The organism is Mesorhizobium sp. WSM4828, assembly GCF_055811175.1.
Map to the genome: position 1 here is coordinate 87,926 of NZ_JBVVQK010000010.1, position 19,182 is coordinate 107,107.

At 61.2% G+C, this 19,182-nt stretch carries 15 protein-coding genes; 11 read left to right on the forward strand and 4 right to left on the reverse strand.

Features of this window, described 5'->3' with window-relative positions:
- Positions 1-49 precede the first annotated feature (49 nt).
- The 3 genes from AC0L2X_RS13975 to AC0L2X_RS13985 form a co-directional block, all read right to left on the reverse strand.
- The gene (locus AC0L2X_RS13975) at positions 50-487 is read right to left on the reverse strand and encodes a CBS domain-containing protein (protein ID WP_473557975.1); all 438 of its coding nucleotides are present in this window, start codon (positions 485-487) and stop codon (positions 50-52) included.
- Positions 484-618: a hypothetical protein gene (locus AC0L2X_RS13980; RefSeq protein WP_352455359.1), complete on the reverse strand. Its 135-nt coding sequence runs from the start codon at positions 616-618 to the stop codon at positions 484-486. Before AC0L2X_RS13980 ends, AC0L2X_RS13975 begins: the two co-directional genes overlap by 4 nt.
- Positions 619-994: 376 nt before the next feature.
- A complete protein-coding gene (locus AC0L2X_RS13985) occupies positions 995-1,792 on the reverse strand; it encodes an AraC family ligand binding domain-containing protein (RefSeq protein ID WP_473558155.1) in 798 nt (265 codons plus the stop codon).
- Positions 1,793-2,070: 278 nt separating this feature from the next.
- On the opposite strand from AC0L2X_RS13985, the gene melA (AC0L2X_RS13990) reads away from it, so the two are divergent.
- The 6 genes from melA (AC0L2X_RS13990) to melA (AC0L2X_RS14015) all read left to right on the forward strand — a co-directional run bounded on the left by melA (AC0L2X_RS13990) (position 2,071) and on the right by melA (AC0L2X_RS14015) (position 11,056).
- Complete coding sequence (gene melA, locus AC0L2X_RS13990; protein WP_473557979.1) at positions 2,071-3,537, forward strand: alpha-galactosidase; 1,467 nt, start codon at positions 2,071-2,073, stop codon at positions 3,535-3,537.
- Between the two features lie 118 nt (positions 3,538-3,655).
- Entirely contained in the window at positions 3,656-5,740 is a 2,085-nt protein-coding gene (locus tag AC0L2X_RS13995) for an ABC transporter substrate-binding protein (RefSeq protein ID WP_473557981.1), read from the forward strand.
- Between the two features lie 104 nt (positions 5,741-5,844).
- Positions 5,845-6,852, forward strand: a complete 1,008-nt coding sequence (locus AC0L2X_RS14000) for an ABC transporter permease (protein ID WP_473557983.1) — start codon at positions 5,845-5,847, stop codon at positions 6,850-6,852.
- A 1-nt stretch (position 6,853) separates the two neighbouring features.
- The gene (locus AC0L2X_RS14005; protein WP_292653801.1) at positions 6,854-7,987 is read left to right on the forward strand and encodes an ABC transporter permease; all 1,134 of its coding nucleotides are present in this window, start codon (positions 6,854-6,856) and stop codon (positions 7,985-7,987) included.
- 9 nt (positions 7,988-7,996) lie between these two features.
- Complete coding sequence (locus AC0L2X_RS14010; protein WP_473558158.1) at positions 7,997-9,664, forward strand: ABC transporter ATP-binding protein; 1,668 nt, start codon at positions 7,997-7,999, stop codon at positions 9,662-9,664.
- Between the two features lie 21 nt (positions 9,665-9,685).
- Positions 9,686-11,056: an alpha-galactosidase gene (gene melA, locus AC0L2X_RS14015; protein ID WP_473557986.1), complete on the forward strand. Its 1,371-nt coding sequence runs from the start codon at positions 9,686-9,688 to the stop codon at positions 11,054-11,056.
- A gap of 27 nt (positions 11,057-11,083) precedes the next feature.
- Here melA (AC0L2X_RS14015) and AC0L2X_RS14020 read toward each other — a convergent pair whose 3' ends face one another.
- Positions 11,084-12,286, reverse strand: coding sequence for an ROK family protein (locus AC0L2X_RS14020; protein WP_473557988.1), 1,203 nt, complete (start codon positions 12,284-12,286; stop codon positions 11,084-11,086).
- Positions 12,287-12,528: 242 nt separating this feature from the next.
- Here AC0L2X_RS14020 and AC0L2X_RS14025 point away from each other — a divergent pair, with 242 nt between their 5' ends.
- From AC0L2X_RS14025 to AC0L2X_RS14045, 5 genes are all read left to right on the forward strand, one after another.
- Positions 12,529-13,800 carry an ABC transporter substrate-binding protein gene (locus tag AC0L2X_RS14025; protein ID WP_473557990.1) on the forward strand — a complete coding sequence of 424 codons (1,272 nt, stop codon included), beginning with the start codon at positions 12,529-12,531 and terminating at the stop codon, positions 13,798-13,800.
- Positions 13,801-13,871: 71 nt separating this feature from the next.
- Positions 13,872-14,756, forward strand: coding sequence for a carbohydrate ABC transporter permease (locus AC0L2X_RS14030; RefSeq protein ID WP_473557993.1), 885 nt, complete (start codon positions 13,872-13,874; stop codon positions 14,754-14,756).
- Positions 14,756-15,607: a carbohydrate ABC transporter permease gene (locus AC0L2X_RS14035; protein WP_473557995.1), complete on the forward strand. Its 852-nt coding sequence runs from the start codon at positions 14,756-14,758 to the stop codon at positions 15,605-15,607. Before AC0L2X_RS14030 ends, AC0L2X_RS14035 begins: the two co-directional genes overlap by 1 nt.
- A 61-nt stretch (positions 15,608-15,668) precedes the next feature.
- On the forward strand, positions 15,669-16,808 hold the full coding sequence (locus tag AC0L2X_RS14040; protein ID WP_473557998.1) for an ABC transporter ATP-binding protein: 1,140 nt from the start codon (positions 15,669-15,671) through the stop codon (positions 16,806-16,808).
- A gap of 18 nt (positions 16,809-16,826) precedes the next feature.
- Complete coding sequence (locus AC0L2X_RS14045) at positions 16,827-18,968, forward strand: beta-galactosidase (protein WP_352489866.1); 2,142 nt, start codon at positions 16,827-16,829, stop codon at positions 18,966-18,968.
- Positions 18,969-19,182: the final 214 nt, after the last annotated feature.

Genomic DNA, 19,182 nt, shown 5'->3' on the forward strand with positions numbered 1-19,182 from the left:
TATCCAGCCGGCGGTTCGGTCGTGGCAAAGGCCGGCCGACGGTGCGCCGTCAGTGTATCGTTTGCGAATGCTCGCCGCCGGGTTGCGAGATGCCGCTTAGCGCTTCACCGGCTGTCACCGTCTCGCTGTTGGTGGCGAGGTCGCCCAGCGAAACGATGCCGACCAGGCGCTTGTCGCGGTTTAGCACCGGCAACCGGCGCACTTTCAGGTCAGCCATGTTGCGCAGAACGTCCTCTGCGTCTTCGTCTTCGAAGCAATACCTGACCTCGGTGCTCATCACTTCCCGTACCTTGGCGTCAGGTGTCTTGCCTTGGGCGACGCCGCGGATTGCGATGTCGCGATCGGTTACCATGCCGACAAGCCGATCGTTCTCGCCCACCGGCATTGCGCCGGCGTCGAGGCGACCCATCATTTCTGCCGCATCGCGCAGGGTTTGCTGCGGACTGGCGATCTCGACGTCCTTTGTCATGCAGTTGCCGACTTTCATTTTAACCTCCTTTGGTTGCAGGGCCCGCCGCCGGTTTCCATGATGGAAGGGTGAATGAGCGCCAGCGCAAAACGTTCCATGGCAAGACCCGTTTCGAGCGCTTCGCCGAAATCACCCTTGCCATCCTCCACTCCGACCGCCCTTCAGGCGGTCGGCCCGGGAAAAGTTGGTTTCGAAGGAATTTCGGAAGGCGTGCCAGGAGGAACTCCGATCGGCTCCTGGTCCGGCGTCGGAATTGGATCCGGCGAGGGCGGGGGTATGCCTGGAGGTTCTCCCGGCGGAGTCTCCGGCGGGGCAGGCGGCCGGGCCGGCTCCGGATTGGGATTGTCCGGCAGTGGATTCGGGTTGTTCGGATCGGGATTGCTCATCGACCACTCCCCTGACATCTGTGGCCTGATCTCCGCCAGAGCGGGGTGCGGCAGCGGCGAGCAGGCTCTCTTGTCCTAAACCGAGGAGAAGCAAAAGCGTTCCCGCACCCGATGCCAAGCGCGGCGCCAATCTATCGGGCTATCGGGCGGTTCCCAGGCTGGCATACATTCCGTTGGTGCGGAACTGCGTCGGGTTGATGCCGTAGAGGCGGCGGAAGACCTTCGAAAAATAATTGGCATCCTCGAAGCCGCACATGATGGCGACTTCCTTGACCGGCAGGAAATCGGCCTTCGTCAGCAACTTCGCCGCGCGCTGCAGTCGCTGCTGCAGCACGAATTCGGCGGGCGGAAGTCCCTCGCTCTCGGCGAAGCAGCGCGAGAAATGCGCGCGGCTCAGGCCGCTGATCTCGGCGAGATCTGCGACGCGGAGCGGCCTGTCGAGATTGGCCTTGATGTGATCGATGACCGGCTGCATGGCGCTCTCGTCGTCGGTCACGGCATGCGAGCCGAAGACATCATCGTAGAGCGCCATGGCTGCTTCATAGGCGACGGCCGAGGCGGCTCCCGGCGAGACCGCGCCCGTGATCAGGCGCACACTGCAATCAGCCAGATGATCGATCGTCGAGGGCTGCAGCCGCAGCACCGGACCGACGGCGGCAAGGATCGACTTGTGGATGCGCAGTGCCTCCTCGCCGTTCATCGATATCCAGAAGAACTCCCAGCGCTCGTCCTTGGCCAGCCAGTAACGGTGGTTGTGCGGCACGAGAACCAGCAAGGTGTCGCCCTTTTGCATGCGGTAGTTCCGGTTCTCGTAGCGCAATCGGCCGGCGCCGCTGATCGTATGCTGGAGCACGGTAAACGGCGTCTGGCCGCGCTTGCGCCCATCCCAGTCGTAGACCTCGTTCTCGCGCACTTCATAGCCGGTGCTTGTCGGCATGGTGTGTAAGCGCTGGCGCCCGCGCGGCAGCGATACCGTCCTGCCCGCCGGCCCGATGTCGATCAAGTTCCGCAGCACAAAATTACCCCTAAAAGCATAATCCTTCTCTGGTCGCGTGCCGAATAAGGCGCATAATCCCTAGAGAAAAGCAAAAGAAACCGCGGTCAAAGAGCGGATGGGAGGAAGTGCCGGATTCCAGCCTGCATAGCGTGGCAGGCGGGCCAGGCTTCTTTTCGCCGCCTTTGCCCTAGCGTTCGATCAGGTCGAGGTGAGGACTGATGAGTTTCAAGATCGCTATCATCGGTGCGGGAAGCGTCGGGTTCACCAAGAAGCTCTTCACCGACATTTTGTGCGTTCCTGAATTCAGGGATGTCGAGTTCGCATTGACCGATCTCAGCGAGCGCAACCTCCAGATGATCAAGTCGATCCTCGACAGGGTCGTCGAATTCAACAGGCTGCCGACCAAGGTTACGGCAACGACCGACCGCCGTCCTGCCCTCGAGGGTGCCCGCTACATCATCAGCTGCGTTCGCGTCGGCGGTCTCGAAGCCTATGCGGACGACATCCGCATTCCGTTGAAGTATGGCATCGACCAGTGCGTCGGCGACACGATCTGCGCCGGCGGCATCCTCTATGGCCAGCGCAACATTCCGGTGATCCTCGATTTCTGCAAGGATATCCTCGAAGTCGCCGAGCCTGGGGCGAAATTCCTGAACTACGCCAATCCGATGGCCATGAACACCTGGGCGGCGATCGAATATGGCAGGGTCGATACCGTCGGCCTCTGCCACGGCGTCCAGCATGGCGCCGACCAGATCGCCGAAGTGCTCGGCGCCAAGTCGCGCACCGAGCTCGACTACGTCTGCTCCGGCATCAATCACCAGACCTGGTTCATCGACCTGCGTCTCAACGGCCGCAAGATCGGCAAGGACGAGCTTGTTGCCGCCTTCGAGGCGCATCCGGTCTATTCGCAGCAGGAAAAGCTGCGCATCGACGTCCTGAAGCGCTTCGGCGTCTATTCGACTGAAAGCAACGGCCACCTTTCCGAATACCTGCCCTGGTATCGCAAGCGGCCGGACGAAATCACCCGCTGGATCGATATGTCCGACTGGATCCACGGCGAGACCGGCGGCTACCTTCGTTATTCGACCGAAACACGCAACTGGTTCGAAACCGAGTTCCCGCAATTTCTGGAGTCCGCCGCCAGGCCGATAGACCCCGCCAAGCGCTCCAACGAGCATGCCAGCCACATTCTCGAAGCGCTTGAGACGAACCGCGTTTATCGCGGCCATTTCAACGTCAAGAACAACGGCATCATCACCAACCTGCCGCAGGACGCGATCATCGAGTCGCCCGGCTTCGTCGATCGCTTCGGTATCAACATGGCGGCCGGCATTACGCTGCCGGAGGCCTGCGCTGCCACTTGCATTTCCTCGATCAACGTCCAGCGCATGTCGGTTCATGCGGCAATCTCCGGCGATATCGACCTGCTTAAGCTCGCGGTCCTGCACGACCCGCTGGTCGGCGCGGTTTCGACGCCGGAAGAGGTTTGGCAAATGGTGGACGAAATGGTCGTCGCCCAGGCCCGCTGGCTGCCTCAATATGCCGATGCGGTGCCGGCCGCGAAGGAACGGCTTTCGAAATCCAGGGTCAAGACCCGCGAATGGGCGGGCGCGGCGCGGCGCGACGTCCGTTCGATCGAGGAACTACGTGCGGAAAAAACGGCTCTCAAGCAGGCCGTCTGAATTTCGCCAGGACGGATCGCGGCGAGCTTTCGGGAGGATTTTCCGCACCCGTCTGTACATTGTTCGAGGAGAGATGGAGCAGCGTCAACGCGCTCCTGAACAACAGGGAGGAGAGACGATGAGGAATTTTCGAAACATTGGCATTCTCGCCGGGCTGGCGCTTAGCGTCTCGGCCTCGGCGCTGAACGCGTATGCATCCGAGCCGACCGTGCCGCCGGTGCCCGCGCAATTTCCCGCCGAGGGAAAGATCAAATACGTCGCGCGCGACTCGATCCTGGAGTTCAAGGCACTTCCAGACTACCACGAACCCGATTGGGTCACCGACAAATACGTCAAGGCAGGCAAGCTGCCGCCGGTCAAGGACCGGCTGCCGAAGGAGCCGCTGGTCTTCAAGACCGGCAACATGCCGGACGGCGTCGGCGTCTACGGCGATACGATGCGCCATGTCATCGGCGGCCGGCCGGAGGGCTGGAACTACGGCGCGGGCCAGACGCAAGGCTGGGGCGGCATCGACATCGGCCTTTCCGAATGCCTGACGCGCACCGCACCGCTTTTCCAGGTCGAGGCCAAGGACACGGAGCCGCTGCCTAACCTCGCCAAGAGCTGGGACTGGTCGAAGGACGGCCACACGCTGACGATGCATCTGGTCGAGGGTGCGAAATGGTCGGACGGCGTTCCGTTCAACGCCGACGATGTGATGTTCTACTGGGACGACGAGGTGATCGACCCTAATGTGTCGCCGCTGAACGGCGCGACGCAGGAGACCTTCGGCGTTGGCACGATGCTGAAGAAGATCGACGACTACACCGTCGAGTGGACCTTCAAGGACGCCTTTCCGAAGCAACACCTCTACGCCATGGCTTACGGCAAGTTCTGCCCCGGACCGTCGCATATCCTCAAGCCGCAGCATCCGAAATATTCGAAGAACACCTACGAGCAGTTCAAGAACGCGTTCCCGCCGGAATATATGAACATGCCCGTGATGGGTGCCTGGGTGCCGGTGGCATACCGCCCCGACGACATCATCGTCATGCGCCGTAATCCGTACTATTGGAAGGTCGACGAGAAGGGCAACCAGCTGCCGTATCTCAACGAGCTGCACTACAAATTATCAACCTGGGCCGACCGCGACGTTCAGGCGGTGTCGGGGGCGGCCGACATCTCCAATCTGGAGCAGCCAGAGAATTTCGTCGCCTCGCTGAAGCGGGCGGCGCAAAAGGACGCGCCGGCTCGACTTGCCTTCGGTCCACGGCTGATCGGCTATAATCTGCGGATGAACTTCTCCGCCAACGGCTGGGGCAATCCCGACGAGCGTGGGCAGGCGGTTCGCGAGCTGAACCGCAACGAGGATTTCCGCAAGGGCGTTACCATGGCGCTCGACCGCAAGGCGCTCGGCGACTCGCTGGTCAAGGGTCCGTTCACCGCCATCTATCCGGGCGGCTTCTCCTCGGGTACGAGCTTCTACGACCGGAAGTCGACTGTCTACTATCCTTTCGATCTCGAAGGCGCCAAGGCGGAACTCGCCAAGGCAGGCCTGAAGGACACCGACGGTGACGGCTTCGTCAATTTTCCTGCCGGCACCGCCGGCGGCAAGAATGTCGAGATCGTGATGCTCGTCAACAACGACTACACCACCGACAAGAGCCTCGCGGAGGGCGTCGTCGGCCAGATGGAGAGGCTAGGTCTTCGCGTTGTCCTGAACGGGTTGAACGGCGTCCAGCGCGACGCGTCCATGTATTCCGGCCGTTTCGATTGGATGGTCAGGCGCAATGATGAGGAGCTCACCTCGGTCGTACAGAACACCGAGCAACTGGCGCCGATCGGCCCACGCACAAGCTGGAACCATCGCGCTCCGGAAAACGGCCAGGTCGATCTGATGCCGTTCGAGAAGGACCTCGTCGACATCGTCAACAAGTTCGTCTCGGCGCAGGACAACGACGAGCGCGCCAGCCTGATGAAGCAGTTCCAGAAGATCTCGACGCAACACGTCTATACCGTCGGGCTGACCGAATATCCCGGCGCGCTGATCATCAACAACCGCTTCTCCAATATCCCGCAGGGAACGCCGATCTTCATGTTCAACTGGGCCGAAGATTCGATCATTCGCGAAAGGGTCTGGGTCGCTGTCGACAAGCAGCAGAAATATGAACTGTTCCCCGAACAGCTTCCCGGAAAGCCCGGGGACAAGGGTCCGACGAACTGAGTTTCCTCCCCTGACTTGAAAATTCCCGGCCGCGCTGCTGGCGCGGCCGGGACAAAGCCAGCGGCGAGGGGATAACTGAAACCGAGCGAGGAGGGAAACGGCCGATGCTGCGATTTCTGCTTATGCGCATAGCATCCGCGATACCGGTTCTCGCCATTTTGAGCGTGGTTACCTTCGCGATCATCCAGGCACCGCCGGGCAACTATGCCGACTACATCCGCTTGCAGCTCATCAACCAGGGTGGAGCCTCCTTTGCCGAGGCCGATGCCCAGGCGAAGGCTTATAGCGTGGAGCATGGCCTCGATAAGCCGGTTCCGCTCCAATACCTGAACTGGATCGCCGGCATCGTCACCCGCGGCGACTTCGGCTACAGCCTATACTACAACAAGCCCGTCGCCGACGTGGTGGGCGAGCGGCTGCCGCGCACGCTGCTGCTTGCGCTTGTCTGCCACCTGTTGGCTTCGGTGCTGGGCATCGGTTTCGGCATCTGGGCGGCGACCCGGCAGTACAGCTGGATCGACAGTACGCTGTCGGCGATTTCCTTCCTCGGAATGACGGTACCGCGCTTCCTGATGGCGCTGATCATCGTTTATCTGCTGGTCTTCCAGTTCAACGTCTCCGAGATCGGCAGCTTCTTTTCGCCGCAATTTGGCGGGGCTCCGTGGTCCTGGGCGAAGTTCGTCGATCTCGTCCGGCATGTCTGGCCGGTTGTCGCCATCGCCACCTTCGGCGGGCTCGCCTACAACATGCGGGTGATGCGTGGCAATCTGCTCGACACCCTGAACGCGCAATATGTCGAAACCGCTCGCGCCAAGGGCCTCAGCGGCGGTGCGGTCGTGATGCGTCATGCGGTGCCCAATGCGCTGCATCCGCTGGTCATGTATCAGGGTGTGGTGCTGCCCTATATGCTGACCGGCGAGATCGAGACTGCGATCATCTTTGCCCTGCCGACCGTCGGCCCGGCGATCGTTGGCTCGATGGCGGTCGGCGACGTCTATGTCACGGCGACCTTCATGATGGTGCTGTCGGCAACGCTGATCGTCGGCAACATCATCGCCGACATGCTGCTCGTCATGCTCGACCCACGTGTGCGCCAATATGCAGGGTCCTGAGATGCTTGCGTTCGAGCCCTCGCTGCCGCCACTTGCCGAGGAATCGGCCAAGATCAAGCCGCGCGGCAATGAGAGCTACATCGCACTCGTCTGGCGCCGCCTGAAACGGTCCTGGACCGGTATGGCCGGGCTCATCCTGGTCGCGTTTCTGGTGCTGCTGGCGGTGTTTGCCGACTTCTTCGCACCGATGGATCCCAAGGTGACCGATGTCGGCTTTGCCCCGCCGCAGATGATGAGCTTCCATGACAAGGACGGCAACTTCGTCTTCCAGCCACGCGTCTATGCCCTGGCGGATTCGGAAGACCTCGACCCGGTTACCTTCCAACCCGTCGTCGGGCCGGACTACGACCATCCGCGGCTGCTCGGCTTCTTCGTCAAGGGAGCGGAGTACAGACTGCTCGGGCTGCTTCCCGCGAACCGGCACTTCTTCGGCTCGACCGACGGCCAGCCGGTGCACTTCCTTGGCACCGACAAATTCGGCCGCGATGTGCTGGCGCGTGCGATCTATGGTTCGCGCATCTCGTTGATGATCGCATTGACCGTGGTCTTCATCGTCACCGTGATCGGCACGACGGTCGGCATGGTGTCGGGCTATTTCGGCGGCACATTCGATGTCTGGGTCCAGCGCTTCGTCGAACTGGTGCTCGCATTTCCACAATTGCCGCTTTATCTGGCGCTGACGTCGCTGGTTCCGGTGACGGCGCCGACGAATGTCTTTCTGGCCTTCGTGATCGTTGTCATGTCGGCACTCGGCTGGGCGCAGATGTCGCGCGAGGTGCGCGGCAAGACCTTGGCGCTGGCGCGGATCGATTACGTTCGTGCGGCGATGGCGGTCGGCGCCACGGATGGCCGCATCATCATGCAGCATATTTTTCCAAACGTGATGAGCCACGTGATCGTTGCCGTCACGTTGGCGATCCCCAGTGTGGTCCTGCTGGAATCCTTCCTCGGTTTTCTCGGTTTTGCGGTGAAGCCGCCGCTGATCTCCTGGGGGCTGATGCTGCAGGACACGGCGACCTATTCGGTCATCGGCACCTATCCCTGGATCCTCTCGCCGGTCGGCTTCGTGCTTGTCACCGTCTTTGCGTTCAACGCGCTTGGCGATGGACTGCGCGATGCGGTCGATCCGTATTGACGTGACATGATGCAACACGCGCTCGTCAAATCCTTCGCACCGCCTGTCCGGCTCGACCATGACGGCCGTTCGGAAGACCCGGTCATCGATGCCCGCAACATCGCCGTCGATTTCAAGGTCGAGCACGGCATGGTGGAAGCGGTCAAGGACATCTCCTTCCAGCTCTATCGCGGCGAGACGATCGCCATCGTCGGCGAATCCGGATCGGGCAAGTCGGTGACGGCGCGCACCGTCATGGGACTGTTGTCGAAGCGCGCAGTCGTGTCGCCGAAATCGACTGTCGAATACAACGGGGCGAACATCCTGAAATTTTCCGAGCGCGCGCGGCGCAAACTGCGCGGCGACCGCATCTCGATGATCTTCCAGGAACCGATGAGTTCGCTGAATCCGATCTACACGATCGGCAGCCAGATCGTCGAGGCGATCCGGGTGCATCGCAAGATGAGCCGCAGGCAGGCCGAAGCAAGGGCGCTCGAGCTGCTGCAGCAGGTGCAGATTCCTGAACCCCAGGCGCGGCTGAAACAGTATCCGCACCAGCTTTCCGGCGGCCAACGCCAGCGTGTGATGATCGCCATGGCGCTGGCCAACGATCCCGATGTGCTGATCGCCGACGAGCCGACGACGGCGCTCGACGTCACGGTTCAGGCACAGATCCTCAATCTCATCCGCAACCTGCAGAAGAAACTGCGCATGGCGGTGATCCTGATCACGCACGACCTGACTGTGGTGCGGCAGTTCTCCGACTATGTCTACGTCATGCAGCATGGCGAGATGCGCGAGCACAATGTGACGGAGAAGCTGTTCGCCGATCCGCAGCATCCCTACACCTGTCATCTGCTTGCCTCCGAGCCGCGCGGCCAGGCAAATTCGTTGCCGGAAGGCGCCGACGTCATTCTTGAAGCCAAGGATGTGCGCGTCTCCTTCATGCTGCGGCACGGCACGTTCATGAGGCCGGACCTGCGCGAACTCGTCGCCGTCGACAGCCTCAGCCTGACCCTTCGGCGGCACGAGACGCTGGGTCTCGTCGGCGAATCCGGATCGGGCAAGACCACCTTCGGCGAGGCGTTGCTCAGGCTCAACACCACAGACAGCGGCGAGATCTATTTCGATGGCCAGCCGATCCATGGCTGTTCGCGCGCGCAAATGCGGCCGTTGCGGTCGCGCATGCAGGTCGTCTTCCAGGATCCGTTCTCGTCGCTCAACCCGCGCATGACGATCGGCCAGATCATCGAGGAAGGGCTGGTCGTCAACCGCATCGGCGCCACCAGGAACGATCGGATCGAGCGGGTGCGCGAGGCGCTGATCAGCGCCGGCATGCCCGGCGATATCCTGTCGCGCTTCCCGCACGAGTTTTCCGGCGGCCAGCGCCAGCGTATTGCGATTGCCCGCGCCGTCGCGCTCGAACCGGAATTCATCGTGCTCGACGAGCCGACATCGGCGCTGGATCTCTCGGTCCAGGCGCAGATCATCGAATTGCTGCGCAAGCTGCAGCGCGAACGGGGCCTGAGCTACATCTTCATCTCGCACGACCTCAAGGTCGTGCGGGCGCTGTGCCACCGCGTCATCGTCATGCAGCACGGCAAGATCGTCGAAGAGGGGCCGGTCGACGAAGTCCTGTCCCATCCCAAAACCGCTTACACCGAACGGCTGGTCAAAGCCGCTTTCGAGGTAGCCTGATTGCTTATGCCGGAGGTTGTTGTGGCAAGAAATCCCAAGGTCGCTTTCATCGGAGCTGGCTCGACGGTGTTCATGAGGAACATCGTCGGCGACATATTGCAGCGTCCGGCTTTATCCGGCGCGATGATCGCGCTGATGGACATTAATCCGCAACGGCTCGAGGAAAGCGCAATCGTCGTCGGCAAGCTGATCTCGACGCTTGGCGTAAAGGCCAAAGCCGAAACCTATTCGGACCAGCGCAAGGCGCTGGCGGGCGCCGATTTCGTCGTCGTCGCCTTCCAGATCGGCGGCTACGAGCCCTGCACGGTGACCGATTTCGAAGTTCCGAAGAAATACGGGCTGCGGCAGACCATAGCCGATACGCTCGGTGTCGGCGGCATCATGCGAGGCTTGAGAACCGTGCCGCATCTCTGGAAGATCTGCGAGGACATGCGCGCGGTCTGCCCGCAGGCGATCATGCTGCAATATGTCAACCCGATGGCGATCAACACCTGGGCGATCGCGGAGAAATATCCCGACATCAAGCAGGTCGGCCTCTGCCATTCGGTGCAGGGCACGGCGATGGAACTGGCGCATGATCTCGACATTCCCTACGAGGAGATTCGCTACCGCTCGGCCGGCATCAACCACATGGCCTTCTACCTGAAGTTCGAGCATCGCCAGCCGGACGACTCCTACCGCAACCTCTATCCGGATCTGCTGCGCGCCTACAGCGAAGGGCGGGCGCCGAAGCCGGGGTGGAACCCGCGCTGCCCGAACAGAGTGCGCTACGAGATGCTGAAGCGCCTAGGTTACTTCGTCACCGAGAGCTCCGAACATTTCGCGGAATACACACCCTATTTCATCAAGGACGGGCGCGAAGATCTGATCGAGAAATTTGGTATCCCGCTCGACGAATACCCGAAGCGCTGCATCGAGCAGATCGAACGCTGGAAGGGGCAAGCGGAAGCCTATCGCTCGGCTGACAAGATCGAAGTGGAGCAGTCGAAGGAATATGCGTCCTCGATCATGAACTCGGTCTGGACCGGCGAGCCGTCGGTGATCTACGGCAACGTCCGCAACAATGGCTGCATCACGTCATTGCCATATAATTGCGCGGCCGAGGTACCATGCCTCGTCGACGCCTCCGGCATTCAACCCACGTTCATCGGCGACCTGCCGGTGCAGCTCACCGCGCTGATCCGCACCAATATCAACGTCCAGGAGCTGACGGTCCAGGCGCTGATGACCGAGAACCGCGAGCACATCTATCACGCGGCGATGATGGACCCGCACACGGCGGCCGAGCTCGACCTCGACCAGATATGGTCTCTGGTCGATGATTTGCTGGTTGCGCATGGCGATTGGCTGCCGGCCTGGGCGCGTGGAGCGCGCAGCGTTCGGGCGGCCTGAGGCGCAGGGCTGTCTATTTCACTCGCCCTATGCCGACCATAGGGCCGGCTTTGAAAGCGGAGCGGCGTTGCCGGCAGATGTTTCGAAATCAAAGAGCTTCTGCGTTACGAGAGCAGCCGCTCCCCTTGCCCAGGAATTGTCCTCCCAGTCCAGCAGCATTGGTGGTGCCGCGCGAAAGGTATTTTTCCCAAGCGTCAGCCGCATTGGGCCAAACAGCGCATCACCAAACGACACGGCTTCACCGCCGACGACAATGACCTCCGGGTCGGTGATGTTGACAAGATTGGCGAGATGCCAGCCGATGCCATGTCCGGCTTCTTCGAGAATGGCGACGGCTCGCGGTTCGCGGTCTGCCAAGGCTGCCATAAGGCTCACTTTGCTGTCCGCTTCGTCGTGCCCGGTGGCTTCGCGCCAGGTGCGCAGGATCGCCGGCTCGGCGTAATAGGCCATCAGGCAGCCGCGTTTTCCGCACTCGCAAAGGCGGCCGTTCTCCTCATAAGAGCTGTGGCCGAACTTGCCGGCGGCACCGTTCGCGCCGCGATAGAGTTTGCCTTCGAAGACGAGCGCACAGCCGATTCCGACGCCGATCGCCAGCACAGCCATATTGCGGTGCTGGCGTCCCAGGCCGAAGAGTTGCTGGGCAATGGCATAGGCATTGGTGTCGTCCTCAAGCCACACGGGGACGTCTACCAGTTCGGCCAGCATCGGGCCAAGGGGAACGTTGTCCCAGTTGTAGCGATTGCTGCGGATACACACAGCCTTCTGGTTGTCGATGACGCCAGGCATTGAAACGCCGATCCCGGCAAGCTTGGCAGCGGGCCGATCGACAATGGAAATCAGCTCCGGTACCGCCTTGGCCAAGGTCGCTATGATATGGTCGGGATCGCTGTCCGAGAGCTTGACGCGCAGAGAGCCCAACGGATTGGTCGCAAGGTCGGTGACCACGCACTCGACCGATCCGACCATCAGCTTGAAACCTATGGCAAGGCCGTTGGCATAGTTGATATCCACCGGGATAGGGCGGCGCCCAGCCGAGCCCACGACTGTCTTGCCTTCGATCAGCAGGCCCTCCTCGATGAGGTCGGCCACAACGAAGGTGACCGCTGCCGGACTAAGGCCGGTAACGGACGCTATGTCGGCCCGGCTGCGCGGACCCTCCTGCCGCAAGAGATTGAGGATCAGTCTGCGGTTCATCGCCCGAGTCGTGCTCGGGTCACCCTTGAGCTTCACGGATCCGCTTTCTTAATTTTGTAAATTAATTATTGCCTCTCGAGAAGACATATGCATAAGTTTGCCCGACTGTTCAACACCCGAACCGGGGGTCAGCGAAATTAATCCGGTTAGCAATGTCACCGCGCTCTGAAGGGACGGGCAAGCATATTCTCTCGCCCGGGAGGTGAGCCGCGCCGTTGAGAAGAACAACCGCGCCGGCCGGAGTGCCAGTAGAGAATTGACAACAGGGAGGAGTAACAATGACGTTCAAGTGGATTGAAAAGCCGTCGACGCGGCGCAATTTCCTGAAGGGAGCGGGCGGCATTTCCGCCGCAGCGCTCGCGGGCTTCCCGATGCCGGCACTCAGCCAGTCGAGCGAAGTCACCATCATTTCAGACGAAAACAATGCCGATGCCCTGCGGATTTTGCGGCGCATCGCCGCCGACTTCGAGAAGCAGTCCGGCACCAAGGTTGTGATCAACAATATGGATCACGAGGCCCACAAGACCGCGATCCGCAACTACCTTGTAGCCGGCGCGCCGGATGTCTGCTTCTGGTTCTCCGGAAACCGCATGCGCGCCTTCGTCACCCGCGGCCTGTTCGACGACATTTCGGATCTGTTCGAGAAGGAAAAGTACAAGGACGTGCTGGGTGCCACGACCGGTGCCGTCACCGTCGACGGCAAGCAGTATGGCCTGCCGACCGGCGGCACGATGTGGGGCATGTTCTATCGCAAGGACGTCTTTGCCGAGCACGGACTGACGGTGCCGGCGACCTGGGACGAATTCCTGGCTTACGGCGAGAAGTCCAAGGCTGCCGGCCTTATTCCCGTCAGCATCGGCACCAAGGAACTCTGGCCGGCGGCCGGATGGTTCGACCAGATGAACCTGCGGATCAACGGTCTCGACAAGCACTTTGCCTTGATGAACGGCAAGATGGCTTACACCGACCCGGCGCTGAAGGCTGTTTTCGACCACTGGGAGGAACTGATCAAGCAGGGTTTCTTCACGCCGGATCAGACGTCGTTCGGCTGGCAGGAGGCCGGCGCCTTCCTCGCCCAGAAGAAGGCCGGCATGATGAACCTCGGCGCCTTCGTGAAAGCTACTTTCCCTGAGCAGGATCTCGAGCAGCTGACATTCGCCCCTTTCCCGAAGATTGAGGGCGCCCTCGACCGCTACGAAGAATTCTCGGTCAATTCGGTCCACATCCCGGCCAACGCCAAGAACAAGGCGGGTGCCCGCGAGTTCCTCGCCTTCTTCTACCAGCCGGAAAATTTCGGCCCCTATCTGGAACCTGGCGGCAACGTTCCGCCGCGCAACGACCTTCCAGCCAGCAAGGACCCGCTGGTCAACGCAGCTGTGGAAAGCCTGAAGACGGTGGCCGGCACGTCGCAATATTACGACCGCGATACCGATCCCGACATGGCCCAGGCCGGCCTGGTCGGCTTCCAGGAATTCATGGCCAAGCCGGAGCGCCGGGATGCCATTCTCCAGCGTCTCGAGGGAACTCGTCGCCGGATCTTCAAGATCTAGCGTCTCCCAGCGGAGGGGAGCGGGGATCTTGCCCGCTCCCCAATGCGTTCCGGTGAATGGGGTCTCCCAAAATGACGAAGCTTTGGCGCCGCCATTGCTGGTGGCTGACACCGACACTTCTGATCCTGCCCGCCGCTGTGCTGTTTTCCGTCGTCATTCTGGCATCTGCGGTCGAGAGCCTATGGATCAGCCTGCACGAATGGGACGGCTTCAGCCCGATGGTCTGGATCGGCCTCGGCAACTACCGCGAACTGTTCGCCGACCCGCAGTTCTATGTTTCGCTGAAGAACAATCTGATCTGGTTGGTGATGTTCATGCTGGCGCCGCCGCTCGGCCTCGCCATCGCGCTGCTCGTCAACCAGAAAATCCGAGGTATGCGCCTGCTCAAATCGCTGTTCTTCATTCCGCTGGTGCTGGCTTCTGTTGCCGTCGGCGTTGTCTTCACCTGGGTCTATACGCCGGAATTCGGGCTTCTCGCGCTGATCTTCCGCACCTTCGGCGCGACCGCCCCGGCAGTGCTGTCGGATGAAAACTTCGTCACCTTCGCCGTCGTGATCGCAGCGTTGTGGCCGCAGATCGCCTTCTGCATGGTGCTCTATCTCGCCGGCCTCAACAATCTCAGCGAGGACCTGATCGGCGCCGGGCGGGTCGACGGCGCCAGGGGCTGGAACATGCTGCGCCACATCGTGTTGCCGCAGCTGACGCAGGTCACCTTTATCGCCATCGCCGTCACCGTCGTCGGCGCCCTGCGTTCCTTCGACATGGTCTCGGTGATGACCAGCGGCGGCCCCTTCGGTTCGTCCGAGGTGCTTGCCTATCAGATGTTCGAGCAGTCCATCTTTTCCTACCGCTTCGGCTATGGCGCGGCCATTGCTTCGGTGCTGTTCGTGATCATGGCGGTCTTCATCGCCTGGTACCTGACGCGGATGATCCGCGCCGATGAAAGGGGCGGCTGATGTTTCCTCGCCCGTTTCCCGAAACTGCTATTTGGCGGCGTCGCCTCTATGTCGTGCTGGTGACCGGAATCCTGATTGTCTGGCTGGCACCGCTCTTTGCCATCATTCTCACCTCGTTCCGCTCCACGCAGGATGTCATGGGCGGCAATCTGTGGGGCTGGCCGACGCAATTCGGCCTGGTCGACAACTACATAGCGGTCTTCACCCAGACGCCGATGGCCCGCTACTTCCTCAACAGCCTGACCATCACCATCCCCTCGGTGATCGGCGTTCTCATCTTGAGCACTCTCGCCGGGTTCGTGCTCGCCCGTTACCGGTTTCGCGGCAACATGCTCGTCTTCGCCCTGTTCGTCGGCGGAAACTTCCTGCCGCACCAGATCATGATGATCCCGGTGCGCGATCTCATGGTGCGGCTCAACCTCTACGACACGATGGCGGCCCTGATCATCTTCCACATCGCCTTCCAGACCGGGTTTGCGACACTGTTCATGCGCAACTTTATCGCCGCCTTGCCGGGAGAACTGTTTCAGGCAGCCAGGGCCGAGGGCGCGACGCCGTTCCAGACATTGGTACATATCGTGGTCCCATTGGTGCGGCCGGCTCTCGCGGCGCTTGCCATCCTGCTCTTCACCTTTATCTGGAACGATTATTTCTGGGCGGTCGTGCTTACCATCAGCGATACCGTCAAACCGGTCACCGCCGGCCTCGCCAATCTGCGCGGCGAATGGGTCTCGGCCTGGAACCTGATCTCGGCTGGCACAATCGTCGTGGCTATGCCGCCGGTTGCCATGTTCTTCCTAATGCAGAAGCACTTCATCACCGGCCTCACCATGGGAGCGGTCAAGGGATGAGCGACCATGGCTTCAAGGCGTCGCCCACCCGATCCGAAACTGATTTCGCAAGCAGGGCTCCATGACCAGTCTTGAACTCCGGCAGATACAAAAGAATTATGGCAGCTACCACGCGCTGCGCGGCATCGATCTCAGCGTCGAACAGGGCGAGTTCATTGTCACCGTCGGGCCGTCCGGCTGTGGCAAGTCAACGCTGTTGAAGATCGTCGCCGGGCTTGAAACCGTCTCGACCGGTAAGATTCTCATCAACGGCCGTGATGTCACCACCACCGAGCCGGGTGAGCGCGGCATTGCCATGGTCTTCCAGTCCTATGCGCTTTACCCGCATATGACGGTCGCCGAGAACATGGGTTTCGGCCTGCGCATGGCGCATCGCCCCAAGGCCGAGATCGACGCCGCCGTGCTGCGAGCCGCCAAGATCCTTCGCATTACCGACCAGCTCGACAAGCGGCCGAAACAGCTTTCCGGCGGCCAGCGTCAGCGTGTGGCCATCGGCCGTGCGATAACCCGCTCGCCCGACGTGTTCCTGTTCGACGAACCGCTATCCAACCTTGACGCAGCGCTGCGCACGCAGATGCGCGTCGAGCTTTCCGATCTGCACGCCAGGCTCGGCGCCACCATGGTCTATGTCACGCACGACCAGACCGAGGCGATGACAATGGCGAGCCGTATCGTCGTGCTCAATCGCGGCTCGGTCGAGCAGGTGGGCGCTCCGCTCGAACTCTATCGCAACCCGGCCAATCTCTTCGTCGCCGGCTTCCTCGGCGCACCCCGGATGAATTTTTTCGAAGTGGCGGTCGCCGCTGTCTCCGGCGGCGTCGCCACGCTGTCGGCCGCCGGTCTTTCTCCCTTGACTGTCGAATTGACGGAAGCTGCATCGGTACAGGTCGGGGACAGGCTGACGATGGGGATCCGGCCGGAGAGCATCAGCTTGGCCGCGGAAGAGACGGCGAGTTTTGCCGGACGGGTACGGCTGGTCGAGCATCTCGGCCGCGAGACCATCCTCTATGCCGACGCCGGCCCGCTGCAATGCGTCAGTTCCGAAAGCGGCAGCGGCAACGTCACCGTCCAGATCGGCCATGCGAGTGCCGTCGCTGCCGATGCGACCATCGGCTTTAAGGTCGAGCCGCGTGACGTCTATCTCTTTTCCTCTGTCGATGAGCGGACGATCAGTGCCCGCAAGTCCACCATCACCGACTGATCTGCAGGAGTATCCTTCGTGAACAAGACTTCAAAAGGCCGCGCCCTGTCGGTCTGGCGCACGATCCAGACCGACCGCTTTCTGGTCGGCGCGCCGCACTACCCCGAACATGTGGACGAGAGTTACTGGGACAACGACGCCCGGCGCATGGCCGAGGCCGGCTTCAACGTCGCCCGCCTCGGCGAATTCGCCTGGCACATTTTCGAACCGCGTGAAGGCATCTTCGATTTCAGCCTGTTCGACCGCGCAATCGAGGGGCTGGCGCGTCACGGCGTCAGCACGATCTTGTGCACGCCGACCGCCACTCCGCCGCGCTGGCTGACGGCAAAACATCCGGAAATCCTGCGGCGTGATGGAAATGGCCGGTCGATGAGCCACGGCTCACGCCAGTATGCCGACACCAGCAGCCCGGTGTTTCGCGACTATAGCCGCAAGATCACCAAGGCGATGGCGGACCACTACCGCGACAACGCAAATGTCATTGGCTGGCAGACCGACAACGAACTCAACACCAGCATGCCGGAATCCTATTCGCCGTCGGCATTGAAGGAATTCCAGGCTTATCTCCAGGAAACCTACCAGACGATAGATAGGCTGAATTTCGCCTGGGGTGGCGACTTCTGGGCGACGGCTTACGGCGATTTCAGCGAAATTGTCTTCCCGCTGGAATTCTCACCGTCCTTTCCCGGTCCCGGTCACCTCCAGGACTACCACCGTTTTCTCGCCTTTTCGACAGCACGGTTCCAGCACGACCAGGTCGAGATCCTGAGAGAAGCGAATGCCAGTTGGTTCATCTTCCACAATCTCGGCGGATTGCGTGACATCGACTTTCGCGGCCAATTCTCCACCGATCTCGACTTCGTCGGCTACGACATCTATCCGTTCCTCTATGACGAGTTCTTTCGCCTCGGCAACCACGCCAAGATCCAGGCACTGCATCTCGACATCTGCAGGGGATTTTCCGGCAACTACATAGTGCCGGAACAACAGTCGGGTTTTGGCGCCCAGCCGGGCTTCTGCACGCTGACGCCGGAGCCGGGCGAAATGCGGCGCATGGCGATGTCGTCGGTTGCGCGTGGCGCCGATGGTATCATGTTCTTCCGCTGGCGCCCCGCGCATTTCGGTGCGGAGATATACTGGATGGGCATCATCGACCACGATGATGTCGCTCGCCGCCGCTATGACGAAGCCAGGCAGTTCGCCACCGAGTTGACGGCGCTGAAAAACAAGATCCTGGGCACCTATGTGCGGATGGATGTCGGCATCGCCGGCTCGGACTTCGACAATCAGGAAGCCCACAAGACCTTCCCCATCGGCCTGCCAAGTCCGCAGGATGATGCAACCTTGCTGCATCAGTATTGCTATGACCGCGGCATCGCCTGCGGCTTCATCCACCCGGAAGACGATCTGTCGAAGCTCAAGGTGTTCTACGTGCCGCATTGGGTGATCTGGAAGGACAGCTGGACCGAGCGGCTGCAACTCTTTGCCGAAAATGGCGGTACCGTCATCATCGGCGCGCGCACGGGAACCCGCGACGAAAACAACCACGTCATCTGCGAGACGCCGCCAGGCCGGTCGCTGTCGAAGCTGACCGGCGTTCGCGTCGAGGATTTCGGGCGGCTGGCGGCACCTGGGGCCAATGGCCTGTTCAATACCATGTCGCGCTCCGGCGGGCTCGTCATTCCTCCCGACAGACCGGCCGAATCCAGCCGCCGTATCCGTCGTTTCACCGTCGGAAATCACGAGTTCGATGCCGGTTATTTCTATGAGAACCTCGCAGTCGAACCGGAAGTCGAAATTGTAGGGGTTTGGTCGAACCGCTACGCGGCAGGAACGCCTGCAATTACCTCCCGCGCCGTCGGCAAGGGCCGTGTGCTCTATGTCGGCACTTATCTAACCCCGGAGCTGACAGCTCAGCTCGCTACGCGCACTTTCGTGGACGCGAATGTGGAGCCTCTGGTTCCGGATCTGCCGGAAGGCGTCGAGGTCACGATGCGCGAGAATGACGAACGCCGGCTGCTGTTCGTGCAAAACATCAAAGACACGCCCGTTGCGGTAACCGGCGTTCCCTCCGGCAGCAACCTGCTCGATAGCGAAGAGCCTGTCTCCGGAGTGTTGACGCTGGACGGCTATGGCTGTGCTGTCATCGAATTGGCCTGAGCATTGTCGCGGACGTTAGCCATACGAAACCTGAGTACTCTTTGATCCTGGAATTCGACCGGCATCGGCAGCGCGCCGGCATCGATCCATATCGAACCGGCGCTTTGACGTGCGCAAGGAACGGCCGGTGCACTGCTGTTGCTCCCATCCAACGACGGCAGTTACACTACCGGCGCGACCATCGGAGTCGATGGCGGCAACTCGTCTCATCCTT